The organism is Nitrosospira sp. Nsp13 (genome assembly GCF_900101945.1).
GTDB lineage: Bacteria > Pseudomonadota > Gammaproteobacteria > Burkholderiales > Nitrosomonadaceae > Nitrosospira > Nitrosospira multiformis_D.
In genome coordinates this window covers 66592-91629 of the sequence record NZ_FMVD01000002.1, presented here as the reverse complement: position 1 = coordinate 91629, position 25038 = coordinate 66592, and the positions used below count along the sequence as shown (strand labels likewise).

General features: G+C 53.0%; 20 protein-coding genes. 7 read left to right on the top strand and 13 right to left on the bottom strand.

Annotated features, from left to right (window positions below):
• Positions 1-34 precede the first annotated feature (34 nt).
• From BLO43_RS03935 to ovoA, 5 genes are all read right to left on the bottom strand, one after another.
• Entirely contained in the window at positions 35-508 is a 474-nt protein-coding gene (locus BLO43_RS03935) for a cyanophycin metabolism-associated DUF1854 family protein (protein WP_090905935.1), read from the bottom strand.
• Positions 505-2850 (bottom strand): cyanophycin metabolism-associated ABC transporter, encoded by a 2346-nt coding sequence (locus BLO43_RS03930; protein ID WP_090906086.1) that lies wholly within the window; start codon positions 2848-2850, stop codon positions 505-507. Before BLO43_RS03930 ends, BLO43_RS03935 begins: the two co-directional genes overlap by 4 nt.
• A gap of 174 nt (positions 2851-3024) precedes the next feature.
• Positions 3025-3912, bottom strand: coding sequence for a DMT family transporter (locus BLO43_RS03925; RefSeq protein WP_090905934.1), 888 nt, complete (start codon positions 3910-3912; stop codon positions 3025-3027).
• Positions 3913-4144: 232 nt separating this feature from the next.
• Positions 4145-5374 carry a MalY/PatB family protein gene (locus tag BLO43_RS03920; RefSeq protein ID WP_254773322.1) on the bottom strand — a complete coding sequence of 410 codons (1230 nt, stop codon included), beginning with the start codon at positions 5372-5374 and terminating at the stop codon, positions 4145-4147.
• Positions 5371-7491, bottom strand: a complete 2121-nt coding sequence (gene ovoA, locus BLO43_RS03915; RefSeq protein ID WP_090906085.1) for a 5-histidylcysteine sulfoxide synthase — start codon at positions 7489-7491, stop codon at positions 5371-5373. The genes BLO43_RS03920 and ovoA overlap by 4 nt, the downstream gene beginning before the upstream one ends.
• A gap of 646 nt (positions 7492-8137) precedes the next feature.
• On the opposite strand from ovoA, the gene BLO43_RS03905 reads away from it, so the two are divergent.
• The 6 genes from BLO43_RS03905 to BLO43_RS17005 all read left to right on the top strand — a co-directional run bounded on the left by BLO43_RS03905 (position 8138) and on the right by BLO43_RS17005 (position 13352).
• Positions 8138-9526, top strand: a complete 1389-nt coding sequence (locus BLO43_RS03905) for a hypothetical protein (protein WP_090905931.1) — start codon at positions 8138-8140, stop codon at positions 9524-9526.
• Positions 9527-9528: 2 nt separating this feature from the next.
• Positions 9529-10182, top strand: a complete 654-nt coding sequence (locus tag BLO43_RS03900) for a DUF3047 domain-containing protein (protein ID WP_254773321.1) — start codon at positions 9529-9531, stop codon at positions 10180-10182.
• A 129-nt stretch (positions 10183-10311) separates the two neighbouring features.
• Positions 10312-11178 (top strand): alpha/beta fold hydrolase, encoded by an 867-nt coding sequence (locus tag BLO43_RS03895; protein ID WP_217628026.1) that lies wholly within the window; start codon positions 10312-10314, stop codon positions 11176-11178.
• Between the two features lie 185 nt (positions 11179-11363).
• Positions 11364-11930: a Slp family lipoprotein gene (locus BLO43_RS03890; protein ID WP_090905929.1), complete on the top strand. Its 567-nt coding sequence runs from the start codon at positions 11364-11366 to the stop codon at positions 11928-11930.
• Positions 11931-12100: 170 nt separating this feature from the next.
• Positions 12101-12673 (top strand): hypothetical protein, encoded by a 573-nt coding sequence (locus BLO43_RS17010; RefSeq protein ID WP_254773320.1) that lies wholly within the window; start codon positions 12101-12103, stop codon positions 12671-12673.
• A 97-nt stretch (positions 12674-12770) separates the two neighbouring features.
• On the top strand, positions 12771-13352 hold the full coding sequence (locus tag BLO43_RS17005; RefSeq protein WP_254773318.1) for a YfiM family lipoprotein: 582 nt from the start codon (positions 12771-12773) through the stop codon (positions 13350-13352).
• Positions 13353-13633: 281 nt separating this feature from the next.
• Here BLO43_RS17005 and BLO43_RS03880 read toward each other — a convergent pair whose 3' ends face one another.
• The 4 genes from BLO43_RS03880 to BLO43_RS03865 form a co-directional block, all read right to left on the bottom strand.
• Positions 13634-14023 carry a TIR domain-containing protein gene (locus tag BLO43_RS03880; protein ID WP_074633982.1) on the bottom strand — a complete coding sequence of 130 codons (390 nt, stop codon included), beginning with the start codon at positions 14021-14023 and terminating at the stop codon, positions 13634-13636.
• Between the two features lie 80 nt (positions 14024-14103).
• Entirely contained in the window at positions 14104-14493 is a 390-nt protein-coding gene (locus BLO43_RS03875) for a RidA family protein (RefSeq protein ID WP_090905928.1), read from the bottom strand.
• A 100-nt stretch (positions 14494-14593) separates the two neighbouring features.
• Positions 14594-15040: a hypothetical protein gene (locus BLO43_RS03870; RefSeq protein WP_254773317.1), complete on the bottom strand. Its 447-nt coding sequence runs from the start codon at positions 15038-15040 to the stop codon at positions 14594-14596.
• 538 nt (positions 15041-15578) lie between these two features.
• On the bottom strand, positions 15579-17456 hold the full coding sequence (locus BLO43_RS03865; RefSeq protein WP_090905927.1) for a serine hydrolase domain-containing protein: 1878 nt from the start codon (positions 17454-17456) through the stop codon (positions 15579-15581).
• A gap of 285 nt (positions 17457-17741) precedes the next feature.
• Between BLO43_RS03865 and BLO43_RS03860 the strand changes: the two genes are divergently transcribed.
• Positions 17742-18164 carry a hypothetical protein gene (locus tag BLO43_RS03860; protein WP_090905926.1) on the top strand — a complete coding sequence of 141 codons (423 nt, stop codon included), beginning with the start codon at positions 17742-17744 and terminating at the stop codon, positions 18162-18164.
• 396 nt (positions 18165-18560) lie between these two features.
• Here the strand turns inward: BLO43_RS03860 and BLO43_RS03855 are convergent, their stop codons facing one another.
• From BLO43_RS03855 to ubiE, 4 genes are all read right to left on the bottom strand, one after another.
• Complete coding sequence (locus BLO43_RS03855) at positions 18561-20951, bottom strand: sucrose synthase (protein ID WP_090905925.1); 2391 nt, start codon at positions 20949-20951, stop codon at positions 18561-18563.
• Positions 20935-23100, bottom strand: a complete 2166-nt coding sequence (locus BLO43_RS03850) for an HAD-IIB family hydrolase (RefSeq protein WP_090905924.1) — start codon at positions 23098-23100, stop codon at positions 20935-20937. Before BLO43_RS03850 ends, BLO43_RS03855 begins: the two co-directional genes overlap by 17 nt.
• Positions 23097-24008, bottom strand: a complete 912-nt coding sequence (locus BLO43_RS03845) for a carbohydrate kinase family protein (protein WP_090905923.1) — start codon at positions 24006-24008, stop codon at positions 23097-23099. Before BLO43_RS03845 ends, BLO43_RS03850 begins: the two co-directional genes overlap by 4 nt.
• A 295-nt stretch (positions 24009-24303) precedes the next feature.
• On the bottom strand, positions 24304-25038 hold the full coding sequence (gene ubiE / locus BLO43_RS03840; protein WP_090905922.1) for a bifunctional demethylmenaquinone methyltransferase/2-methoxy-6-polyprenyl-1,4-benzoquinol methylase UbiE: 735 nt from the start codon (positions 25036-25038) through the stop codon (positions 24304-24306).

Genomic DNA, 25038 nt, shown 5'->3' with positions numbered 1-25038 from the left:
TTTTGCAGCCGATTTACTTTAGTCCGACGGGCTGCTAGAGAAATCGGTCCAGAATCTTGCGACTGCGAGAATCGAGCGCAAAACGGTCGCGAATCAGGAACTGAATGCCGTGGCTATCCGCAATCAGCAGGGCTGGCGGGGTGAGCCGGCGGATGTCTTCCTCACCTTTGAGGACAAAGGATGTTTTGCCCCGATCCGTTTCCACCTGCCAGGTACTTGGCGTGACAAAACTCGATACATCGTGAATATGCCTGATTTCGGGAATGAACTCGCGGCTAGCCAGCTCGGTTTCGACTAGCGTACGCAACCCATCCGGCAAATCGCACAGTCGGTCAATCCACGCCAGCTCATGACCATGCTGGCCGATCAGCGCAATACCATAATCCGGGGCAGTGATCGGAAACGCGCGCACGGGAATGACTCCCTCATGCGCTTCGCCATCCGTTCCGGTAAACACCAGCCGTCCGAAGGCATTCCGGGTCAGCCGGTAATTCAGCCTGTCAATCATTCTCGTCCATCCTCGGTTTTGCGATCAATATCCGGTCTGCGCAAATCGTCCTCGGTATCGACATTGCGCGCCTGCGCCTGATAGAGGCCGTAATAATGACCTTCCTGTGCCATCAGTTGAGCATGATTGCCGGTTTCGATAACGCTGCCACGGTCGAGCACGATCAGCCGGTTGGCGTCGCGTAAGGTGGAAAGACGGTGAGCAATGGCGATAGTTGTGCGTCCACGCACGAGATTTTCTAGCGCTCTCTGGATTTCTTTTTCGGTGGTTGTGTCAACAGAAGAAGTGGCTTCATCAAGGATCAGAATGCGGGGATCGATGAGCAGTGCGCGAGCAATGGATATGCGCTGCCGCTCACCTCCCGAGAGTGCCTGCCCCCGCTCACCGACCAGAGAGTCGTAACCGTGTGGCAGACGCAGGATAAACTCATGGGCATGGGCGGCACGGGCCGCGGCAACAACCTCCTCCCGCTTCGCATCCAGTTTGCCATATGCAATGTTCTCGGCAATCGTTCCAAAAAACAGGAAAGGTTCCTGGAGCACCAGACCGATGTGCTTGCGATATTCGGCGACCGGCAACGAGCGAATGTCTACTCCATCCAGCAAAATCGCGCCTTCGGTAACATCGTAGAAACGGCAGATCAGATTGACAAGTGTGCTCTTGCCCGAGCCGCTGTGCCCTACCAGGCCGATCATTTCACCTGGCTCGATGGTGATGCTGATGTCACGCGTCACACTGCGGGTGCCGTAGCGGAACCCGACGCCGCATAACTCGATACGGCCTTTGACGACAGGCAGATGCACGGGGTGTACGGGCTCCGGAACACTGGAAACGTGATCAAGGATTTCGAAGATACGTTTGGTGCCGGCCGCCGCTTTCTGCGTAAACGAGACGATGCGGCTCATCGAATCGAGCCGCAGATAGAAACGGCTGATATAGGCAAGAAAGGCGGTGAGCACACCCACCGTAATTTGGTCTTTCGATACCTGCCAGATGCCGAAAACCCACACCACAAGCAACCCGACTTCGGTCAGCAGGGTCACGGTAGGCGTGAACACTGACCAGACCTTGTTGACCCGGTCGTTAACCTCCAGATTACGGTCGTTCGCCGCGCGAAAGCGCGCCGCCTCGCGCTTCTCCTGAGCAAACGCCTTGACCACACGTATGCCGGGAATGGTATCGGCAAGCACGCTGGTGACCTCGGCCCAGACGCGATCAACCTTTTCGAACCCGGTGCGTAACCTATCGCGTACCAGATGGATCAGCCAGGCGATGACAGGTAGCGGCATCAGGGTTACCAGCGCGAGCCAGGGATCGATCGAAACCAGGATGATAATCGTCATGACCATCATCAGCACATCGGTAGCGAAATCCAGCAAATGCAGCGATAGAAAAACGTTGAGGCGATCGGTTTCCGAGCCGATGCGCGCCATCAGGTCGCCAGTACGTTTGCCGCCGAAATAGGCATGCGAGAGTTTGAGCAGATGTTCGTAGGTTGCGGTGCGCAGATCGGCGCCGATACGTTCAGAAACCCGAGCCAGCATGTAAGTTCGCGTCCAGCCCAATCCCCACGCCACGAAGGCGGCGCCGAGCAGACCGGTGAGATAAAACGTGACGAGAGCGGTATCGATCGGTTTGCCGTTCTGATAGGGAATCAGCACGTTATCCATCAGCGGCATGGTCATGTAAGGCGGTACCAGCGTCGCCGCCGTACTGCCCAGCGTCAACAGAAAACCCGTGAGCAACCGCCATTGATAAGGTTTGGCAAAACGCCATAAACGAAACAGCGTCCAGGTCGAGGGCGATACATGTATTTCTCTTCTGCACGCCACGCACGCTTCTTCACCTGGCAATAACGGCGCGTCAGGTATTCTCTGGCACCTGGGGCATACAATATCCACGGATGGCTGCGGCGGCTCTCCGGTAAGCTGGTAATCCAGTTGCTCCGTAAAATGTTCGATCAGATGCGCGACCGCAATGTCGCCGCCGAGGGTGTAACGCCAGCAGGCAAGCCGTAAATCCGCGTCAACAAGTTCGAGACTGCCAACGCCGGAATAATCGTGATGAATCAGTCTCAGCCCTGGCTGGAAAACCCACCTCCGCCAGGCCGCGCCTTCCTGAGCCGCCCCTGGACTAGCCAACAGGGCGCGATTGGTCACAATCACCAGCCCGGAAGAAAAATGCAGTTGCGTATCAAGATCAGTTTCCAGCCAGGCAAGTACCTTTTCTTCAGCGAAAAGTTGCGACTCGACTTGCGCGGCCCATGCGGAAGGCAGGGTTAGCGGCGCGACGCCGGACAAGGCGTTGACGGAGGAAATAGAAGAAAGCGTAATGTCTGTCATCGTTGGCATTGACTGCTCATCTCAAAGGTAGCGCTTGCAAACCGGTAAGCAATCGCGGTTCTTGCATTAATCATAAATCCGAAGCTCAGACCCTTAAGATTGGTATTCATGCAACCACATACTTGGCATGGTATGCCTTTGTCGAAGCATGTTAGTTTACTTGCATTCACGTTCCTAATCTTTACTTAACGGCGTCCGTGTTCCCAGTACAGCCCCTGCCGTCACGGCTCCCAACCCCGCCAACGTGAGCAAGGATAGCGGTTCGCCCAGAAGAGGCACGGCGGCGAGTGCCGATATGACAGGCACAAAAGCCATCAGCAATGCTACCGTTTGGGAGCCAAGACGATGCACCGCAAAGGTATAGAACAGCATCGCAATGAAGACCACCAGCACACCCTGATAGATTGCCTGAAGCGCAATTTCGCCAGCGGGAGCTTGCCCAAGTGTACTGGGAAGAAAAAACCACCAGACTGGCAGGTAAACAATGGCGCTACCCAGCGTGGTGGCTACCGTCGCGGCAAGCGGTTGTATCGCATAGCGGCCAAGCAGCAGGGTAAAAACCGCCCATGAGGATGAACCGCAAAGAAAAAGAAGGTCGCCAAGAATTTGCGAACCAGTGAGTTGCGGGCCGCGCGAGAATGAATCGGCGGCTGTCAGTACGATGCCGGCAAAGACAATGGCAAGCGCGGTACGTTGCCGCCCTAATGGTTTTTGCCCAAGCCATAACCATGCAATGATGGCTGTCTCGAAAGGCAATGCACCAGGCAACAACACCGAGGCATGCGCCGCGGGTGTCATGCGAAATGCGGCATAAACGACAACTGCATACCCAATGCCGCCAAACAAGGAAAACAGCATGATCACCTTGAGCGGCGGCAGTGTTATTCGTGGCAGAAAAAAGATCGCAATCAGCGCGCCAACCCCAAAACGCAGCGACGTGATATCCCAGCTGGTAAGGGTGCCTGTGCCGCCATGACGCGTGACAAGAATGAAGCCAGTCCAGATGCATATGGTGATGAAAACCGCAACCCAGCCGCGATGAGAATGGATCGCTGTACTCATGTATACCGGCAAACCAGGACCGGAAATTTACAAACCATGACCGGGATAAAGTTCCAAGAAAAGCCATCTATGCCGTTAAGGTAAATCAAAAATTCCGCTGCGCCCCGGAAATCGCAAACTCCGCCTGTCCAGCTGTCGGATTCAGGATGAAGGGGAAGAGATATTTTCTGAAAAATGGGATAAAGGGGAAGCGACGGAGCTGCCAATAAACGTAGACTGGCAGGGATACCTCTCAGGCCGGCATCATTCCTTGCCTGGTTCTTTGCTCCGCTTCCCTGATATTTTCGAGGGCTACCTGGATAATATGGCGCGGTGCGCCAATATTCATGCGCATGAAACCGCTGCCTGTCTCGCCGAACAGTGTACCGGGACTCATGCCCACGCCGGCTTCATGCACGAAGAAATGCCTCAATTGTGCATCATTGATTCCCAATCGAGCAGTCAGCGCACGGCAATCGAGCCATAGCAGGTAGGTGCCCTCCGATTCAATAAGCCGGATATCCGGAAGATTGGTAGCCAGATATTCCGCTACGTAATCCCGCGTCCGCTGGAGATAAATCAGCAACTCATCCAGCCATGCCCCGCCTTCCCGGTAGGCCGTCTCGAACGCGACAACACTGAATGGATTGGATGCGCTGACGTGCATGGTGTCAAACACCTGGGTCAGTGCGTTGCGACTCTCCGGATCAGGCACGATCAGAGCAGAAAGATTCAGCCCTGGAATATTGAACGTCTTGCTGGGTGCAACGGCGGTTACAACATTAACGCTACTTCCGGCCGATGCCTCCGCCAGCATGGAAAGTACATGATATTTGTTTCCGGGGTAGATCAGATCGGCATGGATTTCATCTGAAAATATTACCAGATCGTGCTTCTTCGCTATTCGCAGAATGTCCTTCAGCTCCCGCGTACTCCATACCCTGCCGACCGGATTATGCGGCGAACATAGCAGTAGCAGGCGGGCTCCCGCCGCACATTGCTCCAGATGATCAAAATCCATGGTGTAACGGTTGTTCGCCAGGCGCAATGAATTATATGCCAGCTGTCTGCCGGTACCGGTAACGGCTGAAAAAAAAGGAAAATACACTGGCGGCTGCACGATGACCGTCCCGCCCGCCTCGGCAAAAGCCATCACAGCGGCATACAGCGATGGGACCACACCAGGGCACATCATGATCCACTCGCGCCGCACGTCCCAGCCATGGCGGCGCCTCAACCAGTCTATCAACGACTCATACAGACTGTCCGGATAGACGGTATAGCCATACACCGGATGCATAGCGCGTTTCGCAAGCGCCTGGGTTACGGCCGGGGGGGCGGCAAAATCCATGTCCGCTACCCATAGCGGAATGACCTCCGCTGTGCCAAACATGCTTTGCCGCCCGTCATACTTGAGGCTAGCAGTACTTGAGCGATTGATGTCGCGGTTGAAATCATGGCCGGGAACGTCATTGCCACTCAAACAATTCGCTCCCAAATTGTCATTTCTGAAAGCGTATGCTGGAATTTCCGCCGGGTTTCACGAATTACAAATGGCACTTCTCGCGGGCCTTGAATCAATCTGAAATGACTACCCAGAACTTCTTTCAGACCATCCAGGGTACCGAAGCTTTCGCCATCCCGCTTGAATCCGCCGATCCATGCTTCCTTCCTAGTATGCTCCTCCAACCATGTATAAGGCGAGGCGATCATCAACAGCCCCCCCAGGTTAAGCCGTGTATGAATGCTTGAGAGAAGTTTGGCCGGATCATAAAGACGATCGATCAGATTGGCGGCAAGGATCAGGTCATAGCCGCTGAACAGGGTTTTGAGGTTACAGGCATCGCCCTGGTAAAACTTTACCTTATGTTTGACGGCATCAAGACCAAGGCCCGTCAGGGTACGTTCCTTATAAAAAACGAGATCACCCTCATCCGTCAGCGTATAACGCAGCGCGCCCTGGCCCGCTAGCTGGACTCCCTGGCCAATGAAACGGGCAGAGAAGTCAATACCGGTCACATCGTCAAAATGACGTGCCAGTTCGAAAGTGGCTCGTCCGGAAGCACAGCCAAGATCCAGCGCCTTATGAGCCGGTTTGTCACCCATGGCAGCGATCGCCAGTTCAGCCAATGCCTTCGGAAAGTTGGGAACGGCAAAATATTCATCGCCATAATGAAACTCGGCATATTCCGAGAGCAGCTTATCGGTTTCGTAGTGAGAATCGTGTTGAACGGCTGGCGCATCGGCCACCACGTAGCGAAACCCGGTATGCTGAAAGAAATGACGGCGAAAGGCATAACGGGCACTCTTGAGCGACTCGTTGCCGCACGAGATCCAGGACCCTCCCTTCATGAGGTTATGTCGTCCATCGAATGTGGGTGTGGTGAAATCGTCGTAATGCGGATGGATATCAAAGCCCTCGAACGGATAAATCGGCGTTTCGGTCCATTGCCAGACGTTACCGGCCACATCGTAGAATTCTCCTTGAGGAAATTCATTGACGGGATGGCTGGAAGCGGAGTGGTCGAGATGGATATTGGCAGCTGCTGGTTCGGAGTGCGGAATCTCCGACAACCCGGCTACGTCATAAAGCCGATACCATTCATCTTCTGTTGGCAATCTGAACGGTTGGCCGGTTGTCGCGGCTTTCCAATTGCAAAAGGCTTTGGCCTCATGATAGTTCACTTCCACCGGCCAATCCCAGGGCATCGGTATTTCTTCGGTCATCAAGCGTAGCCGCCACTCGCTACCATGCCTGATCCAGAAGGTAGGGTAGCCTGCGCGTGTATGATGCTGCCACGCACGGCCCTCTTCTTCCCAACAGCTTTCCATGCCATAACCATTGGCTTCAACGAAAGCCAGAAATTCCTGATTGCTCACCAGATATTTGCCAGCCTGGAATGCCGCAACTTCCGCATTATGACGGCCATATTCATTGTCCCATCCGTAGACAGGATCGGCCTTGTTTTTGCCCACAGAAACCAGACCCGCCGGCACATCGACTAATTGATTCTGTGGCGCCTGGCCGGATTTCCGACAAGGTTCCCATGCGGGATGCGGTCTGACATGTTCAAGCGCATGCTGCCGGATGAGCACTGAAGAAGTTTCCAGATGGATACGTTCATGCTCGATCCCCATCAGGATAGTCCACCAGGGATGGTCCCAGCCAATCGGCAAGGTAAGGGGTGTTTCGGTGATGAGCCGGTCGACAATGCTGCGAACGGCATTGCGGTAGGTTTGCACCTCTTCAACGGACGGCCAGTCGTAATGGGTGGTATTCAGATCATCCCAGCTCATCTCGTCGACCCCGACTGCGAACATGGATTCAAGTCTGGGATTGATTCGTTCCGCTACCAGTCCCGCAAGCAACAGTTTGTTAGCAAAGAAAGTTGCCGTATGGCCGAGGTAGAAAATTAGCGGGTGACGCAACGATATCGGTTTTTTAAAATAGGCTTGATCACCATGCAGCGTCTCAAAAAGCTGCTCGTAACGATCCAGCGTGGCATGAAAATAGGCGCGTATCTCCTCACGCTTTGCAGCCACATCGTCGCCGGATAGGTTGGGACTTCTTTGGAAAAGCAATTTTGGCATAGAACGCATAGACGTTAATTTTTCAGATTTTTTGAAAGCTGGTTGAACAGACATTATAACTTTTCGTGCGCCCAAATTCATATTCAATCCTGAGTACAAGATTTCCCGACAAAAAAGTAACCTAAGCACCCCGGCCGGAGTGGCGGAAAAATGGGTTTTCTCAAATTGTTGGCCACCAGACCGACGGGGCTGATAGCCGCCGGGAACCCAGGTTGATGGCGGGATATCAGACCGCATTGAGGCAGATCGAGCAGACGCCGCTTACCGAATTCGATTGTGATAATGAAAACAAGTTCCTCAATCAACCGTCACTGGCTGCGCTTCCACCCCGCATACGACAGTCGATGAAAAGTCGAAAACTGCGGTGTTCCCTTTCTTTGTATAAACTTTATCGTACCAGCAGTACAATAATCAACACCCCTACTCTACATGATTATCGTTTCAGTCTGACTAAGTGCGCATCGATCTTCAAGTCGGGGGAGGCGAAAGAACGTGGAGCAAGCGATAACACGCAGCGAAGGAAAACGAGGATCATTTCAGCGATTCGGGGCACATTATTCCAGCTACGACAAAACTAGTTCTGCTGTTTGGCACGCTGCTCCTGACCGGCTGCATTACGGCGGAAAATCGGCCCATTGCATCGATAGCGGATACTTTGGCTACCTGCCGCGTACTGTATCAGGAAATCGATGCAGCCATTGACCATGGGGCGGTACGCGACCACGGCTCATCACCGGTTCGAGGTTTTCCTTACCTGCGCACAACCCGTCTGCTTGCATCGTTGCGTGACGAACTAACCGAGCCCGCACACTGGCCGGCATGGATCGGTCATATGGCCAAGCTTGACGCCCAGGCACGTACGCTGGAATTGCGCAATCTATCTGCACCCATAGCGGGCTACCCCACAGATACTCTGCTCTATGAACTCAGCACTTGTCGCGAACGGCTAGTAGCCACCGATCTTGCGCAGCCGGAGCGCCGCGCCCGGTTACGCAATGTTGCTCACGTTGAGGATGACTATGTAGCCTGGTGGCAGGTGCTCGGTCTCTATCCGCTCACTGCACCGATTATGTCGGCCGGCATCTCGGCCTGGCACAACAAAACACGCAATACCTTTTCCACAGAATTGGCCTCTCTGCCGGTAGTCGGCAGATTGGTGCGTTGGGTGCCTGCATCCGCCATATCGTCCGCCACGTCATCCCATGTCCCGCTCGACCCCCGGCAAACAGCCGAGATTCTACGCCGCTCGCTTGATCCGCTCGGCATTCCGCTGCCGACAGATGCTGCTCTTGATCAGCTTTTCGACACATATGCCCCGCTATGGGAAGTAGATGTCGTTGATGAGAATGATCAGATCGGCATGCTGCAATGGAAAAACGGACCGGTAATAGACCTTACCCGTCCGACGCTATACCGCAAGGTTTCACACACCCGTCTCGGCGATCAGGTATTGCTACAGCTTAACTACATTGTCTGGTTCCCGGCGCGCCCCGGCAACGATATCTACGCGGGACAACTCGATGGTATCAATTGGCGGGTAACCTTGGGTCCGGACGGGGAGCCATGGCTTTACGACGCCATCCATAATTGCGGCTGCTATCACGAATTCTTTCCGAGCCATCGGCTACGCTTGCGAAAAGATCTTCCCTCTTTTTATTTTGAACCTCCGATGCTGCCGCAACCCGCGCCCCCAGCGCGTGAACGGCAACCGCTGGTGCTGCGTATCGCCAGCCATACCCACTTCATCCAGAGACTCTACTACGATGAATCGCCACCCGGATTATTGCCAGCAGCACAACCGCTGGCGTGGGAAGAATATGATGTGCTGCGCTCCCTGCCTGCTGATGAAGGTTATCGCAGCCTGTTCGGTGCATATGGCCTGATCGCCGGAACAGAGCGTACCGAGCGTTTTCTTTTGTGGCCAATGGGCATCCGGTCGCCAGGCGCAATGCGCCAGTGGGGGCGTCATCCCACCGCTTTCGTCGGACGCCGGCACTTCGATGATGCCTTTCTTATTGAATCGCTGTTCGAGAGGGCACCATAAGCATGGATACACGCATCTACAAATTGCTGTGCTGGGTAATGGTCTATTTCCCGGTGCTGTCGTGGGCCGAGAGTGATCGTGTTGATATTGCCCGCTTCTCACGGGGTGATCTGAGTGGCTGGCAATCTAAAGCCTTCGCTGGCGAGACCCGCTATTCATTCCAGAACAAGGATGGACGAACCGCCCTGCGCGCCGACAGCGTGGCCGCCGCGTCGGGACTGTATCGCGAGGTAAATATCGATCTCGGCAAGACACCTATCCTCAACTGGACGTGGCAAGCCGGTAACATACTGGCGGGGGCCGATGAGCATACCCGCGCTGGCGATGATTACCCTGCGCGCGTCTACGTGGTGTTCTCCGGTGGACTGATGTTCTGGCGCACGCGCGCCATCAATTATGTGTGGTCGAACAGTCAGACTATCGACAGCAGCTGGCTTAACGCTTTTACCCATAATGCGCGTATGATCGCGGTGGAATCCGGCCCTGCCCGGCTCAATCAATGGGTGAGGGAGAAACGCGATGTCCGCGTCGACTTCAAACGCCTGTTTGGTGAAGAGCCTGGCCGCGTCGACGCCGTGGCGATCATGACCGACACCGATAACACGCGCACAACGGCAACAGCCTGGTATGGTGATATCTGGTTTACCACAAAATGACGGATGCGGTGATCGATATCAAGGTTCATTCACTTGCTCCTGTTTCGTACCCTATTGCATGCGGCTATTAGGGGTTCAGATAATCTTTATCGGCCTCGGATGGAGGATCACAGTGCGCGAGGAAGTACATTGGAAGAAATAGAGCTTCGGCACGAGCGCGTCACCGGAGACGGCATAGACCTGCACGTCGTTATGGCCGGTGAGGGACCACCCGTCATCCTGCTCCATGGTTTTCCGGAAAATTGGCGTTCCTGGCAGCGGCAGATTCCCGCGCTGGCAGCTGCGGGCTTTTCCGTATGGGTACCGGACATGCGCGGATACAACCTCTCGGGCAGACCTTCCGAGCAAAATGCTTATCAATTGGACCACCTTGTTGCGGATGTCGCCGCACTGGTCCGCGCAACCGGGTACCCCCGTGCGCATATCGTAGGACATGACTGGGGCGGTATCATCGCCTGGACATTTGCGGATAAACACCCCGAGCTGGTGGACCGGCTCGTCATCCTCAATGCTCCACACCTCAAAATTTATGCCCAGGAAGTGCGGCACCCACGTCAAATGTTCAAGAGCTGGTATATGCTCTTCTTTCTTTTGCCACGCTTACCCGAGCTTGCGCTCTCAGCGAACGACTTCAAGGCGGTACGCGACATGTTCAAGCTGCGTCCGACCCAGAAAGGAGCCTTCAGCGACAAGGATATCGAAGCGTATATCGAAGCGCTATCGCAGCCAGGCGCGCTCACCGCGGCACTCAATTACTACCGCGCAAATCTGACGATAGCCAATATGCGCAAAATTGCATTTTCCACACCCATCAATGCGGAAACGCTTGTGATCTGGGGAGAGCTTGATCCGGCGCTCGGAATCCAGCTACTTGAAGGACTCGAGCGGGTGGCACCCCGCTTACGTGTTCACAGAATTCGGGATTCGAGCCATTGGATCCAGAACGAATCACCTGACGAAGTCAACAGGATCATGATAGATTTTCTAAGCAATTGAAATAACCATACTGATGCCATGCTATTTATTAGCCGATGCCGGAATCATCATCTGCTATAACTGTCTTATGAAGTATGTATTCGTTGGTATTCCGGTTCCAGGTCATGCTCATTGGAATTGCGGATAAACCCGATAATAACCGGAGCGGATATCCCCGGTATTTTCATAATTGAGGGGAAAAAGACATGAGACAGTATTCGTTATTAGTCTGTTTGTTGTTGAGCGCTTGCGCCGGGTTGCCGTCTGCGGTTAAAGACGTCCCTGTAAAGGATATTTCTTATAGCCAGGCAAGCCAAAATCTGAACAGTTATAAAGATACATCTGTCAGATGGGGCGGAGTAATTATCGATGTGGAAAACGAGCAGGACTTCACTCTCGTACAAATATTGTCCTATCCTCTCAATTACTACGGCCGTCCGCAACTAAACAAGTCCAGTGAGGGACGCTTTGTCATTAAAAGCACCGAGTTTCTTGATCCCGCAGTTTATGCGAAAGACAAGGAAATAACCGTTGCGGGAACGCTGCAAGGTGATATCGAACGGACTATAGGCAAGAAAACCGTCCGGTTGCCGCTACTGGTGTCCAAAGGCATTTATTTGTGGCCTATCTATCTGGCCAGTCCCTATTATGGATACGGTTATCCAGGATATGGAGGATATGGGGGATGGGGATATGGGGGATATGGCGGCTTTAATCCCTATTTTGGATATGGATATTATGGCAGCCCGTATTGGGGCAGACCGTATTGGTAAGGGACGAGTTTTCACCTGCAGGTCCATTATTTCTTAGCTGGCCATTTCGCATACCTACCTATACTTTAAAAATTAGAGTTAAAGCAGTGAGAGGCTGTGTTCGGCCCCGGAATGATTATTTTGGCACATCTGCACCATGCTGGCTCCGGAAAACATCACTGTAGATAGTCATGCGAAAACTGTCGCTTTTTATTATCACCCTGGTGTTGGCGCTCCCCCTGGCAGTGCTGACGCTGGTAACTCTTGCCGTGGAAGACCACCCTCGCGTCGACCGTCGGGTCATCCTTACCCCGGAACACATGGAACGGGCGAAGCAGATCGTCGATGCACATCGTGACTGGGTCCGCCCCGGAATGCTGGCTTCGGCCAGGATAATGCCGGCGGACGCTGATCTAGCCGCAAACTATCTAGCCAACCGTTTCGGGAAAGGTAGCGCACAGCTGGCACTCGCTGACCGCAATGCCATTATCCGTCTGAGTCTTCCGTTGAATGGATATCCACTTGACGGCTACCTGAATCTTGAAGCAACCCTGATCGAAACAACCGAGCTCCCGCAACTTCAGTCGGTGAATATCGGGAAACTCTCGCTGCCCGACGCGCTTACAGACATGCTTTTACCCCAGCTTGTACGCTGGCTACGGGATAGCCCGGAATACCGCACCGGACTCGACACGCTCCGGCTGGTTAAAATGTCACCAGACGAATTGAGCATCTTCTATCGTTGGGAGGGGGGGGGTTTCTGATGAAGTCCGAGCGTCAGTCATCGACAAAGTTGAGCGTGAGCGGTTGCTCCGTTATCAATCCCTGTTGGCCGCAAATAGCAGACGACATGGTGCAGCGGTGTCACTCGCGGAAGTTCTGCCGCCATTGGTGCGTCTTGCAGGCGAACGCTCGGTAAATGGGGAAGTCCTGGCGGAAAACCGCGCATTGATTTTAGTTACGACATTTTACGTGCTTGGCATTTCCTTGGAACGGATCCTTCCGGAAGCGGCGGGCTGGCCTCGTCCGGCGCGTCGAACGGTTACAATCGATGGACGAGAAGACTTTGCAAAGCATTTCATGGTATCCGCCTCTATTGCAGCCTATGCCGATACCACGTTAGCCGATGCGATTGGTTTGTACAAGGAGGTCGAGGATTCCCGCTCTGGGAGCGGCTTCTCATTCAATGATATCGCCGCTGACCGAGCAGGCACAAAATTTGGTGAAAAGGCCGTGGCAAGCGAGTCCTCCGCACAGCAACTCCAACGCCGCGTTGCGGCAGGATTGAAAGATTCGGATTTGATGCCAGTCTGGTCGGATTTACCGGAATTCATGCCCGAGGCCGAGTTCAAGCGGCGGTTCGGGGGGGTTGATGCGCCGGCCTACCGCGGAATGATGCAGAAGATCGAACAAAGGGTCGCGGCTTTGCGTGTGCTGCACTGAATACATCCCATTGTTTATGGATCTATTGCGATGTCTCATCCATATTTCTGGCGAAGGTTCCGGGCAGCCTGAAAAGCGAGCCGGCAAAGTGTGAGCGCTTCTGATTAGCGAGGACGCCCTGTCAGATTCATAAAATTGAAGCAAAAACTGTAATCTGCGCAAGCGCAGATTCTGCGGACAAGGCGCTTTACCGGCTGGTTCAAGAGGCAACGAAAATGAACCAGCCGGAACTTTTTGCGGGCGATTTTCTTAAATCTTTGGGCCGCCTGCATGGTAGTCGCTTACAGTCTGTTTAGGAAGGATGAAATTGCGGGCCAGTTCCACGCTTCGATCTCACGCTCCCCCACGGGATCAGGTAATTTGGATGGCAGCTTCTCGGCGTCACCATGAAGTAACAGCACGGGCATTCTACCCTCATAGGCACAGCGTATCTCCCACAGCTGCCCGTCCGCCCTGACAACGTTTTTTGTAATAAGGGCGATCACGCCGTCACAGCCGGTAACTTTATCCCGGCACTCTTCTTTCCAGGCGGGTTCCCACGACTGCTTGACCGGCATATCCACAAACGAGAAGGCTGTTTGTTCCTTGTTTAGTTGTTCGAGAAGCTGATCGCGCAATTTGATATCTCTGAGTGCGAAGCTAATAAATACCTTGTTCGTTTTTGCGGCCATTCATTCCTCCTTGGAAATCAATTTATTGTTAGCAACACCCAACCTCAAAAATACTTCATCAACCACCATTAATCTACACGTCAGGCACCAGAACCCCGGCGGGCCGTCACCTGGATCTCGATACGCATTCGAGGATCGGACAAACCGGCTGAGATCATCATGGCCGCCGGCCTAACCTCTCCAAGATACTTGCGCAAGGTCGGCCAGCATTTTGGGAAGTCCGCCGCGTCAGGCAATACATAGGTCACCCGGACAATATCCCGCAAATGGGATCCCGCTTCGCTCAGCGCTGCCTGAATATTTTTAAAGCATTGCTCGGTCTGCTCTGCCAGATCATCTGAAATGATCATTTTGCTATAATCGAACCCGGTCGTGCCAGAGACGAAAATCCAATCGCCATCCACTACCGCCCTTGAATAGCCGATCTCCCGTTCAAACGTGGAACCCGAACTTATTAACTGGCGTGGCATAAAACTTCTCCCCTTGACTGGAACTTCACTGGCACTGAGTGATTACACGATGGTTGGCAAGAAAATCGACAAGAAAAATATCGTAACTGACCTATATTCATCAATGAGAAAAACACTGGTTTTTATCTGGCAAAACGGTGCAGGCATATCGCATCTCCTGAACACCCCCTGCCCGGTTGAATACGTATTCCGCTCTCAATCCTTTAAATTGGGCGGGAGTGAAAGAAACCGTATCGGGGACAAGGCGTTTTTCATTCCAGAATCTCACTCTGCAGAAGTCGGATGCTGACCGGCATATTTTACTAAGTGCGGCGCCATACACCGCCGTATCCATATCCCGCTTGCTATCAATCAGGACAAAATGGATGTAGTTTCCTGAGTTTCCGAGCTCAAGCGAGCGAACAAGCTGCCAGCCATCACCATGCATATCCGATGATTGTGATGCTGATGGTTGCTGTGACTGTGGTGGCTCTGGTTGCTGCGATGCGGCAAAAACCGGCCACGAGAAAACGAACGTGGTGATTACTGCAATACTTATAATTCTCATGCTCACAAATCTCACAAATACTCCTTAGCTAATCTTTTACCAGCCACAGAACCTGGAATGCCAGCTGGCAACGCTCCTCTACCGGGGATATAGCGAGAATTGGGTGGAAAGAGAAGGTATCCCCGCAAATCCGCGAAGGCGATCCGGGTACAAAGGAAACGCATGCGGGAAACGCACCTAATAAAACATTTCGATGGTTTACTTTCTTCTCCATCAAGGTTGCTCATGCCACCCCAAAAACAGGGCACCGGTTAGATGTAACGATGAAACATAGGGCTTTCATTCTATCAATAAAGAATCAGTCCGGGCAAATCGGAAACAGTCTACCCATCAGATGGCTGCCATACAGCGCATTTAGCGGAAAGGGAAATAAAAAAACTGGTGTGCATGGACTGCCGACACATCCTTCCATTTCGTGGTGCAGCAAGGCAACATATTTTCACGGTGTCCATGATTTCCTGGTGCCTTGAGAACGAGAGGGCAGGCATCCCCAAGTCACCGGATTTGAGCCAAAAGTGGATGCTTTTTAACAGGTACTTCACGCCCATGTGCGCATACCAATAACACCCCAATAGGTAAGGTATGCGGTGGAAACCAGCATCGCTGAGATAACAAATGCTGAATACCAGCGGACAGCCCTGCGAATTCCTGACTTTGGCGCACGCCACAAGACAAGGCCGCTGGTTAGGGAAGCGATAGCAAATACAATAGTTGCCAGGAAAATGCCGCCAGACCAGATAGTTAAATTTCCTAAAAGCGATATTACGTTACCGCTGTTGAATACGAAAAAACCTATGACAACCGCAATCACGGCACTCAACACGGCAAACAATGGGAAGCCAAGGATAGCGCGCTCCGCCGGCTGAAAGAAATTTTTCCGGATGCATCCCAGCACCCAGAAAGGCGCATAGATGAGCACCGAGATCAAGGCTAATGCAATCCACGCCGCAAGCACGATTTCGGTGATGGCGATCCAGGTGGGGACGCGCTTCATCGTCATCATTCCTCCGTACAACTGAATGAATTCTCCCTCTCCATTCGGTGCCAGCAACCCGGCTGTGGCAATCGGGTCAGAGAGTTGGCGAAATTGCATGCCAGCAGAGGGGACCAAGACTAGATTTGGTCCTATCAGCGAAGCCAGAAGTAGTCTGCCATCCTCAACGCCGACATGAGTCATGCCCATCAGGCGCTCGGCAAAGTAATCAATTTTCGCGCGCGGCGAGTTTGGGATGTACCAACCTGCGTAGGAACTGGCATTCGCGGGAAGGGGGGCAACTGTGGGCAAAGTTGGTTTCTGTAATTCCCGTGTGATGTATGCCCGAATAGCCTCACCGATTTTCATGGCGGCGTCACCATTACCCGTATTGATACTGTAGAAATAGCCCACACCAGAGTCCGGTAAATAGGCCAGCTCTGTTAAGCCACCATCGACACCGCCGTTGTGCCCGTGATAAACGAATCCATCCTGGACGCTGGAGTAACTGCCGAGTCCATATCCATTTTTGAGCCCTTCCCGGGCTGCCCAGGTGCGCGTTGGAACCCTCATACGATCAATGGAGGCGGCTGGCATCACCTGCACGCCATTTACGGTGCCACGGTGAAGGTAGAACGAGAGATAAGCTGCCATGTCTTTGGCAGAAGCGTTTATCGCGCCTGATGGACGGTAGAGAATGTTCCGGTAGGGATAAGGTGTTTTACCATCGAGATGATAGAGTGCCGTAAGAGTCGCCGATGTGGGCGGAAAATATGTCGCTGTTTTCATGCCGATAGGGCCGAAGAAGTTTTGCACGACAAAATCTTCGAATCGTTGTCCCGCGAGCTTCTCGACAATATAAGCAGCAACGGCGGATCCGGAGTTGCTATATGCCATGCGAGTTCCCGGCGGCCAACGGGAGATTCGTGAGCGGCGACCATAATCAAGTTCTTCGCGCAAATCAAGCTTTGAGGCGTCTTTCGCATATTCGTGCAAATGCAGGTCGTCCCAGCCAGTAGTGTGCTCCAGCAAATCGACGACTCTGACCGGATTGTCCGCCTCCCAATGATTTTCGAACCACACCTCGGGAACCAACTTATGCACTGGGTCCATCAGGGAAAGTCTGTTCTCATTGGCTAACTTGAGGATCGATAGCGAAGCAAATGCTTTGGAGACGGAACCAATGCGAAACAGCGTTTCCGGTGTCGCTGGTCGATTATTGGACACGTCGGCTCTGCCAAGGCCTGCAATCCACTCCGGACCGTCTCCATGTACGATCGCAACCGACAGCCCTGGCGTGCGTGTGTCTTCGAGAATCTTTTCAAGTTCCTGCTGGAGCTGGTTGATGGATCGAGCTGCCCTCGAGGTATCTTCTTTGCTCTGTGCAATATAGGGAATAGCGTACAACAGGCAGAGGAAAAGAATAGGGATGAGGAATCTCATCTTCTGAATGTCTGATGGTTAACTATGGTGAAGAGTTGACATATGCTTACATGGAAAGTGGTAAAACAATATCTGACATCAATAACTGCAACAACCCGCATTTGAAATGGACATCATCCGGCGTTCACGCATAGCATAATCACTGCGGTCAATCCCAGCCCCTTGGTTGATCAAAGTTTTTTTCCTAAGGGAAACACTTAGTAAAAAACCAGGGTTTCCCCAATATACTCAGGGCATTGACTGGGGTAGGATGAAATCATCCCTACTTTATTTGGATTTGCCACCATGAAAACAAAATTTGGAAATGTCGTCGCAGCGTTGTCCATGATTGGTGTCCTGGTTTCGGCAAGCTCATCGGTTGTTGCAGCCCAGCCAATCGACACCCCGGAAATCCGCGCTGCCGCTCAGAATGCCGTCACTCACGGCGACCATGAGTTCCTTGCAAAATACTATGAGAATACTGCTGCGCAGATGCAGGCAAAGATGAAAGAGCAGAAAGAGCTACTGGAGCAATATGAAAACAAGAGCTATCTCTATGGTCGTCAAGCTCAAGACCTCCAGTCGCGCACTTCGGCGCTGATCCGTGATTTCGAGAAAAGCGTGGAAGCAAGCACAAAAACAGCAGCCCTGCATCGGCAAATGGCTGCCAAGCTCAATCAAAATCACGCAGCTAACACGCAACTGCTTGAGTCCGCAACCGGGCTATAACAATCCCGTCAGAAATTCCTGACCGCGCTCTCGACCTGAGAGAGATCCCCTAAAACAAAGTCAATTGCCCGGTGCTCTTATGCACCGGCGCAATCTCGCGTGCCTGTTGTGTCGCCCCATCCGGCATGGCCGGCAGCGAAAGATTGGCCGGAATCGCGTCACCGTGCCAGAAATAAAACCCGCCGAACTCAGCATTTGCTACTATTCAATCGACGAATAATTTCTCGCATGCGAAGGTCGCGCCCCAACTCCGGCGTTTGCAGCCAGGTCGAGCACATAAGCGAATGATCCGCTTATCAAGGTGGTGTTCCGTACAAATTAGAATCACTACATTTCAGGGGATGGGGATTTTCCTGCAATCCGTCACGCAAGCCACAGGCCGGGGAAACAAGTTTCTCACTGATTTGGGAGCAGCGCCTGTGCCATGGGTCGAAACTGCAGATGATAAAACATGTTCAGATAACGTACGGTTTCTTCATGCTCCAGATTGCTGACAAATTTCCAGAAGCCGTAAATACGCGACAAAGTCATCATCTGTTCCGCATAAATACGCCATGTATAACGTGATTCGACCCGTTTCAGAGCCATTTCGGAAACTTTATTCCAGAAATCCGGATCGGCCGCTGAGCGCGCAAAGAAATCCGCCATGGCGGTGGCTGCCGCTAAACCATCGTTGGGGTCGAAGTGATAGCCTGAAACCCCATGCTGAATGATCTCTCGCGGACCGCCATAGCAAGTGGCAAACACCGGAAGACCGGAAGCCATCGCCTCGATAATGGTCAAACCGAATGCCTCAAATCGGGCTGGCTGTACAAAAATGCCACGCCTGTCGGCCACGTGGCGATACAGTTCGCCAGCCAGATTCTTTTCCAGGCGAGTACCGAGCCAGCGCATCCGTCCTTCCAGCTTATATTCGTCCATGATGGCATGCATATGGTCGATTTCAGCGCGTTCCTCGCTATCAGCGGAAGCAGCCGGATCAATATGCCCGCCGATAATCAACAGGTTGGCAGCATCGGATAACTGCGGACACTGCGCGAACCAAGCTGCCAGCGAAGTCAGATTCTTAACCAGGTCCAGACGCGCCATCGTGAATATCAGAGGTTTGGCTGGATCATTGAAATGGCCGCGCCACGGTACGCCAGGATCAAGGGCGTACAAAAGATGTTCAATATCGGGCAACAGGGATTGCAGACGGTGTTCGCGATCAAGATACGAAAAATACACCTCGGCGTCGGCACCTGGGGAAACAATATTGAATTTGGGATCGAAAAGATCTATACCGTTTACGACCCGATATAGGCCGGGCATGGTGTAGTTCTGGTAGGTCTCATATTGACCAACCGTATGAGGCGTACCGGCAATTTCCTGATAGGTGCTGGTAATAATGAAATCCGCGCTGTTCATCGCGATGAGATCCGCCGTGTACTGGCAATCGAAATGGTATTGAGCTTCATTCTCCCGCCAGTGTAAGGCGGAATGGAGATATTTGCTCTGTTCCAATGCATGCGCGATATTGCATTGCGTTACACCGGTTCGTTTGGAAATCAGCGAGGCGACCAGATTACCATCCGAGTAATTGCCTATCACCAGATCGGGACTCCCACTCAGCTGCGCCAGCGCTTCCCGTTCAACGTCGTGGGCGAAATTCTCAAGGTAGGGCCAAATCTCAAAACGAGATATCCAGTGTCGAATAATTTCTCCATTTTCCTTTCGGAATGGTACCCGTACGATCCAGGAATTCTGAGTACCGTGGACTTTTTCTAGCGGTTGGTTGCACAATGTTTCTCCTGCCTCAGGAATCAGACGTGTGCATATCAGGATTTTGGGCTGCGCCTCTATCCCTTGCAAAATAAGACGCTCGCTCATTTCCCGTTCCAGCGCACGTACCTGATCGAGAATATATACGACCTGACCGCCAGTGTCCGGCAATCCCAGTACATTGTCCTGCCCGAAATAGCCATGTGGTGACAGAATCAATAACTTGGAGACCATTGGAATGCGCGCCAGAAAATTCTCAAGTATCTGTGGCGAGGCCGCTTCAAGAATGTCTACCAATAAACCCATGGTTTCACTTACCCGCATGACACAGTTGCCCCAACCGGGTGCGAAGCCCAATCCGCTCAGCGGCTCGGCAATCGCCTGCCAGGGAGCATCCTCAGTATAGGTATCGAGCAAATCAAGCGCGCGACGCAAACCCGTGCGCAGCGCCGCTACGTCGGCAAAGTTGCCATGGAGCATGAGTTGCTGGCCATCCATGGAATGCACTGTCAAAAAATGCAACAATTTGGCTGTTCCTGTGCCGGATTGAGTGAATAGGGTGCCAGCCAATTGCCTGTTAAGAAACCTTACACCTTGGCCAATCGACTTGATTTCTTTAAGTCTCGGAAAATTGCGGTTAAAAGGGGTAAAGTCCAATTCCAGTACCGGTTCATGCGCGCTATCCGGACGCACCAGCAACTCCTTAAAAGCGAGATAATCGGAAACACTGATAATCTCGAGTATCAGTCGTTGCTGGTGAATGCGCGCGTAGGACCAGTGCCCCGCGCCCTCACGTAGCGCCAGGTAGACCATGGGAGGACGGCAAATCGCTTCCTGCAGGTACTTGACCAGTTCGTGCAAGGGAGTGTTAACAAGAGGCTGGGGATGAAAATCTCGCACCAGGTCAAAGGCCTCAAGCAAATCCGAGCGCAGAAGAAGCGGACGTTCCAGCTCGAACCATTTACGCAAAAGTGCATGTAACTCATCACGATGGTCTACGGCCCAGGCATCAAATTTTTGGATCATTCTCGGTCTCCAGGATGGGGATACCAAATGCATAGTACGACATGCCCTCTGCAATACCGTCCGCATAACGGGCATTAGCGAAATAAATCTGTTCGTTCCCCCTCAGGCTCGCAAGTTCAGGGCTGTGATTGGCAACCACGACGCCGAGTGTATCTCCGATCAGCATTTCATGGTCGTTACCAGAATCACCTGCTACCAGAAAAGCACGTAATGGCAATCCCCACTTGTAAGCAAGATAGCGTATTGCTCGTCCCTTGGAGGCACGCAAAGGCAAAATGTCCAGAAAAGCCTGACGAGAGTAGATCAAATTGGCAGACAGTTTCTGCTCGCGCAACAAGGCGCGAATTTTAGAAATTGGCGGCAACGCCTCGGGGTCGACATTGTAACTGAGCTTGAATTCACGCTGATTTTCTGGCGATTGCAGGATGAGTCCGGGTACTTCGCGCAGCGCCTCTTCCACCGCATCGCGACGCCATGAGTATCTGATCAGATTCTGCCATCCAATATCAGGCCGGAGTTCCAGACCATAATTTATCTCGCTGCCGACCGCTGTAATCAGTATGTCTGGTAATGGCACCCCCCATTCCTTTAATATCTTCAATGTACTTTTCAATGTACGGCCGGTCGCGATACCGAAACCCAGGTTTGGCGGCGTGGCGCGCAGTGTGGCAAGAAAGCGGCGTAGGGCGGCGCGATCTCCAAGCAGGGTATTATCTATATCACTTATTAGCATCTGCGAGACCAATGGCAGGGGATGCCGTTGCGGCCGGTATATGGCCATGTCCCGCCGGATTTGCTTTCGCTCGTGGTGCAGCAAACGGGATAAAACGTGCAGGTACTTCTTGACGTGCGCATCCCAGGTGTAGTGATTTTTTACTCCTGTGATGCCGTTGCGCGCCCAGCGCTGCCAACGACGCGGCTCAGCCAGTACATATTCGATGGCTTCCGCTATCGCAGGGATATCCGAGGGATTAACCAGCACCCCATTTTTGCAATGGCCAACGATATCTCGTGGTCCACCATCTTCGGTAGCCACGATCGGAAGGCCGCTGGCAGCCGCTTCAAGCAAAGTCAGGCCGAACGGCTCAGTGAGCGCCGGGTTGACGAATACGCCTCGGCGTTGGGCTGCAAGCCGGTAGAATCCAGCGACATCGATGGGTTTATGCTGCTTTGGCAGGGCAACCTTACCCCACAGATCGTATTGATCAATATCGAGCAATAGATTGGTCATCACCTCAGTCTGGGCAGCCTCAAGTTTGCGGATGTCTTCACGGTTGCCGGCCACAATAGCAAGGTTAGCCTTTTCATGCAGTGCAGGTGAACTGCCAAAAGCGGCGATTAAAGCGCCGAGATTTTTTCGCATTTCCGGACGGCAAATCGTCAATATCAGAGGCTTTCGCGGCTGCACCAGGAAGCGGTCAATGAGTCTGGCGACCTCCGGTTCTAGAGGAATCCGGCGGCTGGGCGGGGCAAAGCGCGATATATCGGTCCCGGGCGGGATAACAACCGCACGTTCGGGCTGATAATTAGTATATAAACCATATTGCTCAGCACTCTCCTGAGGCGTGCTGGTTATGATCAAGCTGGCTTGCTGCAATACAGCTTCCTCGGCAGCGATGCGCCGGTGAAAATTAAACTGACGTTCCAACGCCTGTGGTTTACGGCCTTGCGCAAGCAGATGCTGCTGTTTGCTGCGTCCAAGCGAGTGACCGGTGTGGATCTGCGGAATACCCAGCAATTGAGAGAGCTGCATTCCAACATATCCGGCATCGGCATAATGGCTGTGGATAACATCGGGTAAGCGCTTCTGCTCACGCAGAAAAAGCAATACACGATCCACCAGCTGGTCGAGATAAGGCCAAAGACTTTCCTTACGCAGGTAGCGACGGGGCCCGCATCGAAGGCGAATAATCCGGGCGTGATCGCCCAGGATTTCCTCAGGACAGGCGTAGTCCGCCGATATGGCAGAATCTTCTATCCGCCGGGTCAGCAAATCGACCTTGCCTACTTGTCGTTGACGAGCAAGTGACCGGGCCAACTCCACGACGTACAAGATTTGACCGCCGGTATCCGCATCGCGCCCAAGTTCCAGATCATTCCCCCGAATCAGCCCATGGAGACTTAGCATCAGCACATATAATTCTTTCATCCGTGCTCCGACCATTCTTCAAGGAATGGCTTATAGAAATCGTTGTGCTCTGGAATCGCGCCACGTATCCGGCATATGGCTCCAGCGAAATGATGTGCCCGCTGCAAGGTGACCGGTACCGTCCAGTCATGCAACAGCCCGAGCATGAAAACCGCGGAGAATGCGTCACCGGCACCTACCGTGTCACGAATACCCGCTATGGGATCAGTCGCCATCTCTGTCACTTGTGCCGAATCATCCAGCCACCAGGCACCTGCCGCACCACAGGTTATGAGCAGTCCCCGCAGTTGATATCGCTGAACCAGCGCTTTTGCCTGGACTTTGGCGGATGCCGCTTCCAGGTCGAGTAGCCGCGTAATACTTTCAAGCTCAGTATCATTGGCTTTGACAAAATCCGCATGTTGCAGTGACCAGTCCAGCTTCTCCGCGGATATCCAGGGATTACGCAAATTAACATCAAAAAAGCGCCGCCCCCCTGCCGCGCGCAACAGGTGGCGCAGGGCTCGATGTGAGTTGGCACGCTGGGCCAATGTCCCAAAATAGACCAGTTCCGGGTTTGCGGCCAAAGCGGTCATTCGAGCCAAGCGGGGATGAATATGGTCATAAGCACGATCGGGAAGAATATCGAACCTGTGACCGTCAGCGGTAAGTGTTACATCCACTACACCCGTGGGGTATATGGAATCAAGCTGGACGCCATGTATCGAAAGCCCGGCGCTTTCCAGGGCCTGCAATAAGCGTGCGCCCACATCATCCTGTCCTATCCGGGTGACCAGGACCGGCACACTGCCAAAAGCGTGCAAATGCCAGGCCACATTGAACGGCGCACCACCTAGGGCCTCCTGGCCGGGAAACCGGTCTATCAAAATTTCGCCAAACAAGAGTACGACGTGACGGGCGGCAGTCATCCCATGGAAGCCCTCGAAAAGGACTTAATCTGATTAAATAGAATTGACACCTGCGCGGGCACTCAGCTCACGTAGCCTCAAGCAGCAGGTAAGCGAGGAATAAATAATAGATATCGTGATCAGATTCGTATGTACGCTTACACACATATAGCCCTGTGAAAAGGATATCGAAGCGTGCAAGGGCCAGTTTCGACGCTAAACGCGAGAAAGCGTAAGGATAACGGGGAATGAAACCTTACTGAGGTGCTTTCAAATCAATACTGGGGGGTGTTTTTTTGTGCGCGGACGCACTGCACTAGAATTTGTAGCCACGATGCAGCGCAACCGCGCTGGCAGCCAGATTAAAATACTCGACGCGCTCGAATCCTGCGTGCTGCATCAATCGTTTCAATTCTTCCTGAGAGGGATGTACACGAATGGATTCAGCGAGATAGCGATAGCTATCCTGATCTTTGGCAACGAGCTTACCCATTGCCGGCAGTACCTTGAATGAGTAGATATCGTAAAGTGGTTGCAGCGGTTTCCATATCTTGGAGAACTCAAGCACGATGACACATCCGCCGGGCCGGAGTACACGCAGCATTTCTTTCAATGCCGCGTCTTTGCGGGTCATGTTTCTGAGACCGAAGGCTACGCTCACGCAATCGAAATAATCGTTTGGAAACGGTAGTTTTTCCGCATCGCACTGCGCTACCGATACAGCCGCGCCTTCATCCAGCAGGCGGTCGCGGCCTATCGTGAGCATGGCATTATTGATGTCGGTGAGCCAGACTTCGCCACCTTCGCCGACTTGCTCCACGAACAACGCGCTCAAGTCAGCGGTGCCGCCAGCAATGTCGAGTACCCGGCCACCTCTCTTGATCCCACTTGTTTCCACGGCAAAACGCTTCCACAACCGGTGCATACCCGCTGACATGAGATCATTCATCAGGTTGTAGCGTTCCGCCACCGAATCGAATACACCTGCGACCTTGCGCGCCTTTTCTGTTTCAGGAACGGCTGCAAAGCCGAAATGGGTAGTTTTCGTCAT

Excerpts from the sequence above, each read along its gene's own strand:
- BLO43_RS03930 (WP_090906086.1), bottom strand. The coding sequence starts at position 2,850 with ATGACAGACATTACGCTTTCTTCTATTTCCTCCGTCAACGCCTTGTCC.
- BLO43_RS03845 (WP_090905923.1), bottom strand. The coding sequence starts at position 24,008 with ATGACTGCCGCCCGTCACGTCGTACTCTTGTTTGGCGAAATTTTGATA.
- BLO43_RS03850 (WP_090905924.1), bottom strand. The coding sequence starts at position 23,100 with ATGAAAGAATTATATGTGCTGATGCTAAGTCTCCATGGGCTGATTCGG.
- BLO43_RS03900 (WP_254773321.1), top strand. The coding sequence starts at position 9,529 with ATGGATACACGCATCTACAAATTGCTGTGCTGGGTAATGGTCTATTTC.
- BLO43_RS03875 (WP_090905928.1), bottom strand. The coding sequence starts at position 14,493 with ATGCCACGCCAGTTAATAAGTTCGGGTTCCACGTTTGAACGGGAGATC.
- BLO43_RS03935 (WP_090905935.1), bottom strand. The coding sequence starts at position 508 with ATGATTGACAGGCTGAATTACCGGCTGACCCGGAATGCCTTCGGACGG.
- ovoA (WP_090906085.1), bottom strand. The coding sequence starts at position 7,491 with ATGCGTTCTATGCCAAAATTGCTTTTCCAAAGAAGTCCCAACCTATCC.
- BLO43_RS03855 (WP_090905925.1), bottom strand. The coding sequence starts at position 20,951 with ATGATCCAAAAATTTGATGCCTGGGCCGTAGACCATCGTGATGAGTTA.
- BLO43_RS03880 (WP_074633982.1), bottom strand. The coding sequence starts at position 14,023 with ATGGCCGCAAAAACGAACAAGGTATTTATTAGCTTCGCACTCAGAGAT.
- ubiE (WP_090905922.1), bottom strand. The coding sequence starts at position 25,038 with ATGACGAAAACTACCCATTTCGGCTTTGCAGCCGTTCCTGAAACAGAA.
- BLO43_RS03870 (WP_254773317.1), bottom strand. The coding sequence starts at position 15,040 with ATGAGAATTATAAGTATTGCAGTAATCACCACGTTCGTTTTCTCGTGG.
- BLO43_RS17010 (WP_254773320.1), top strand. The coding sequence starts at position 12,101 with ATGCGAAAACTGTCGCTTTTTATTATCACCCTGGTGTTGGCGCTCCCC.
- BLO43_RS03865 (WP_090905927.1), bottom strand. The coding sequence starts at position 17,456 with ATGAGATTCCTCATCCCTATTCTTTTCCTCTGCCTGTTGTACGCTATT.
- BLO43_RS03925 (WP_090905934.1), bottom strand. The coding sequence starts at position 3,912 with ATGAGTACAGCGATCCATTCTCATCGCGGCTGGGTTGCGGTTTTCATC.
- BLO43_RS03890 (WP_090905929.1), top strand. The coding sequence starts at position 11,364 with ATGAGACAGTATTCGTTATTAGTCTGTTTGTTGTTGAGCGCTTGCGCC.
- BLO43_RS03860 (WP_090905926.1), top strand. The coding sequence starts at position 17,742 with ATGAAAACAAAATTTGGAAATGTCGTCGCAGCGTTGTCCATGATTGGT.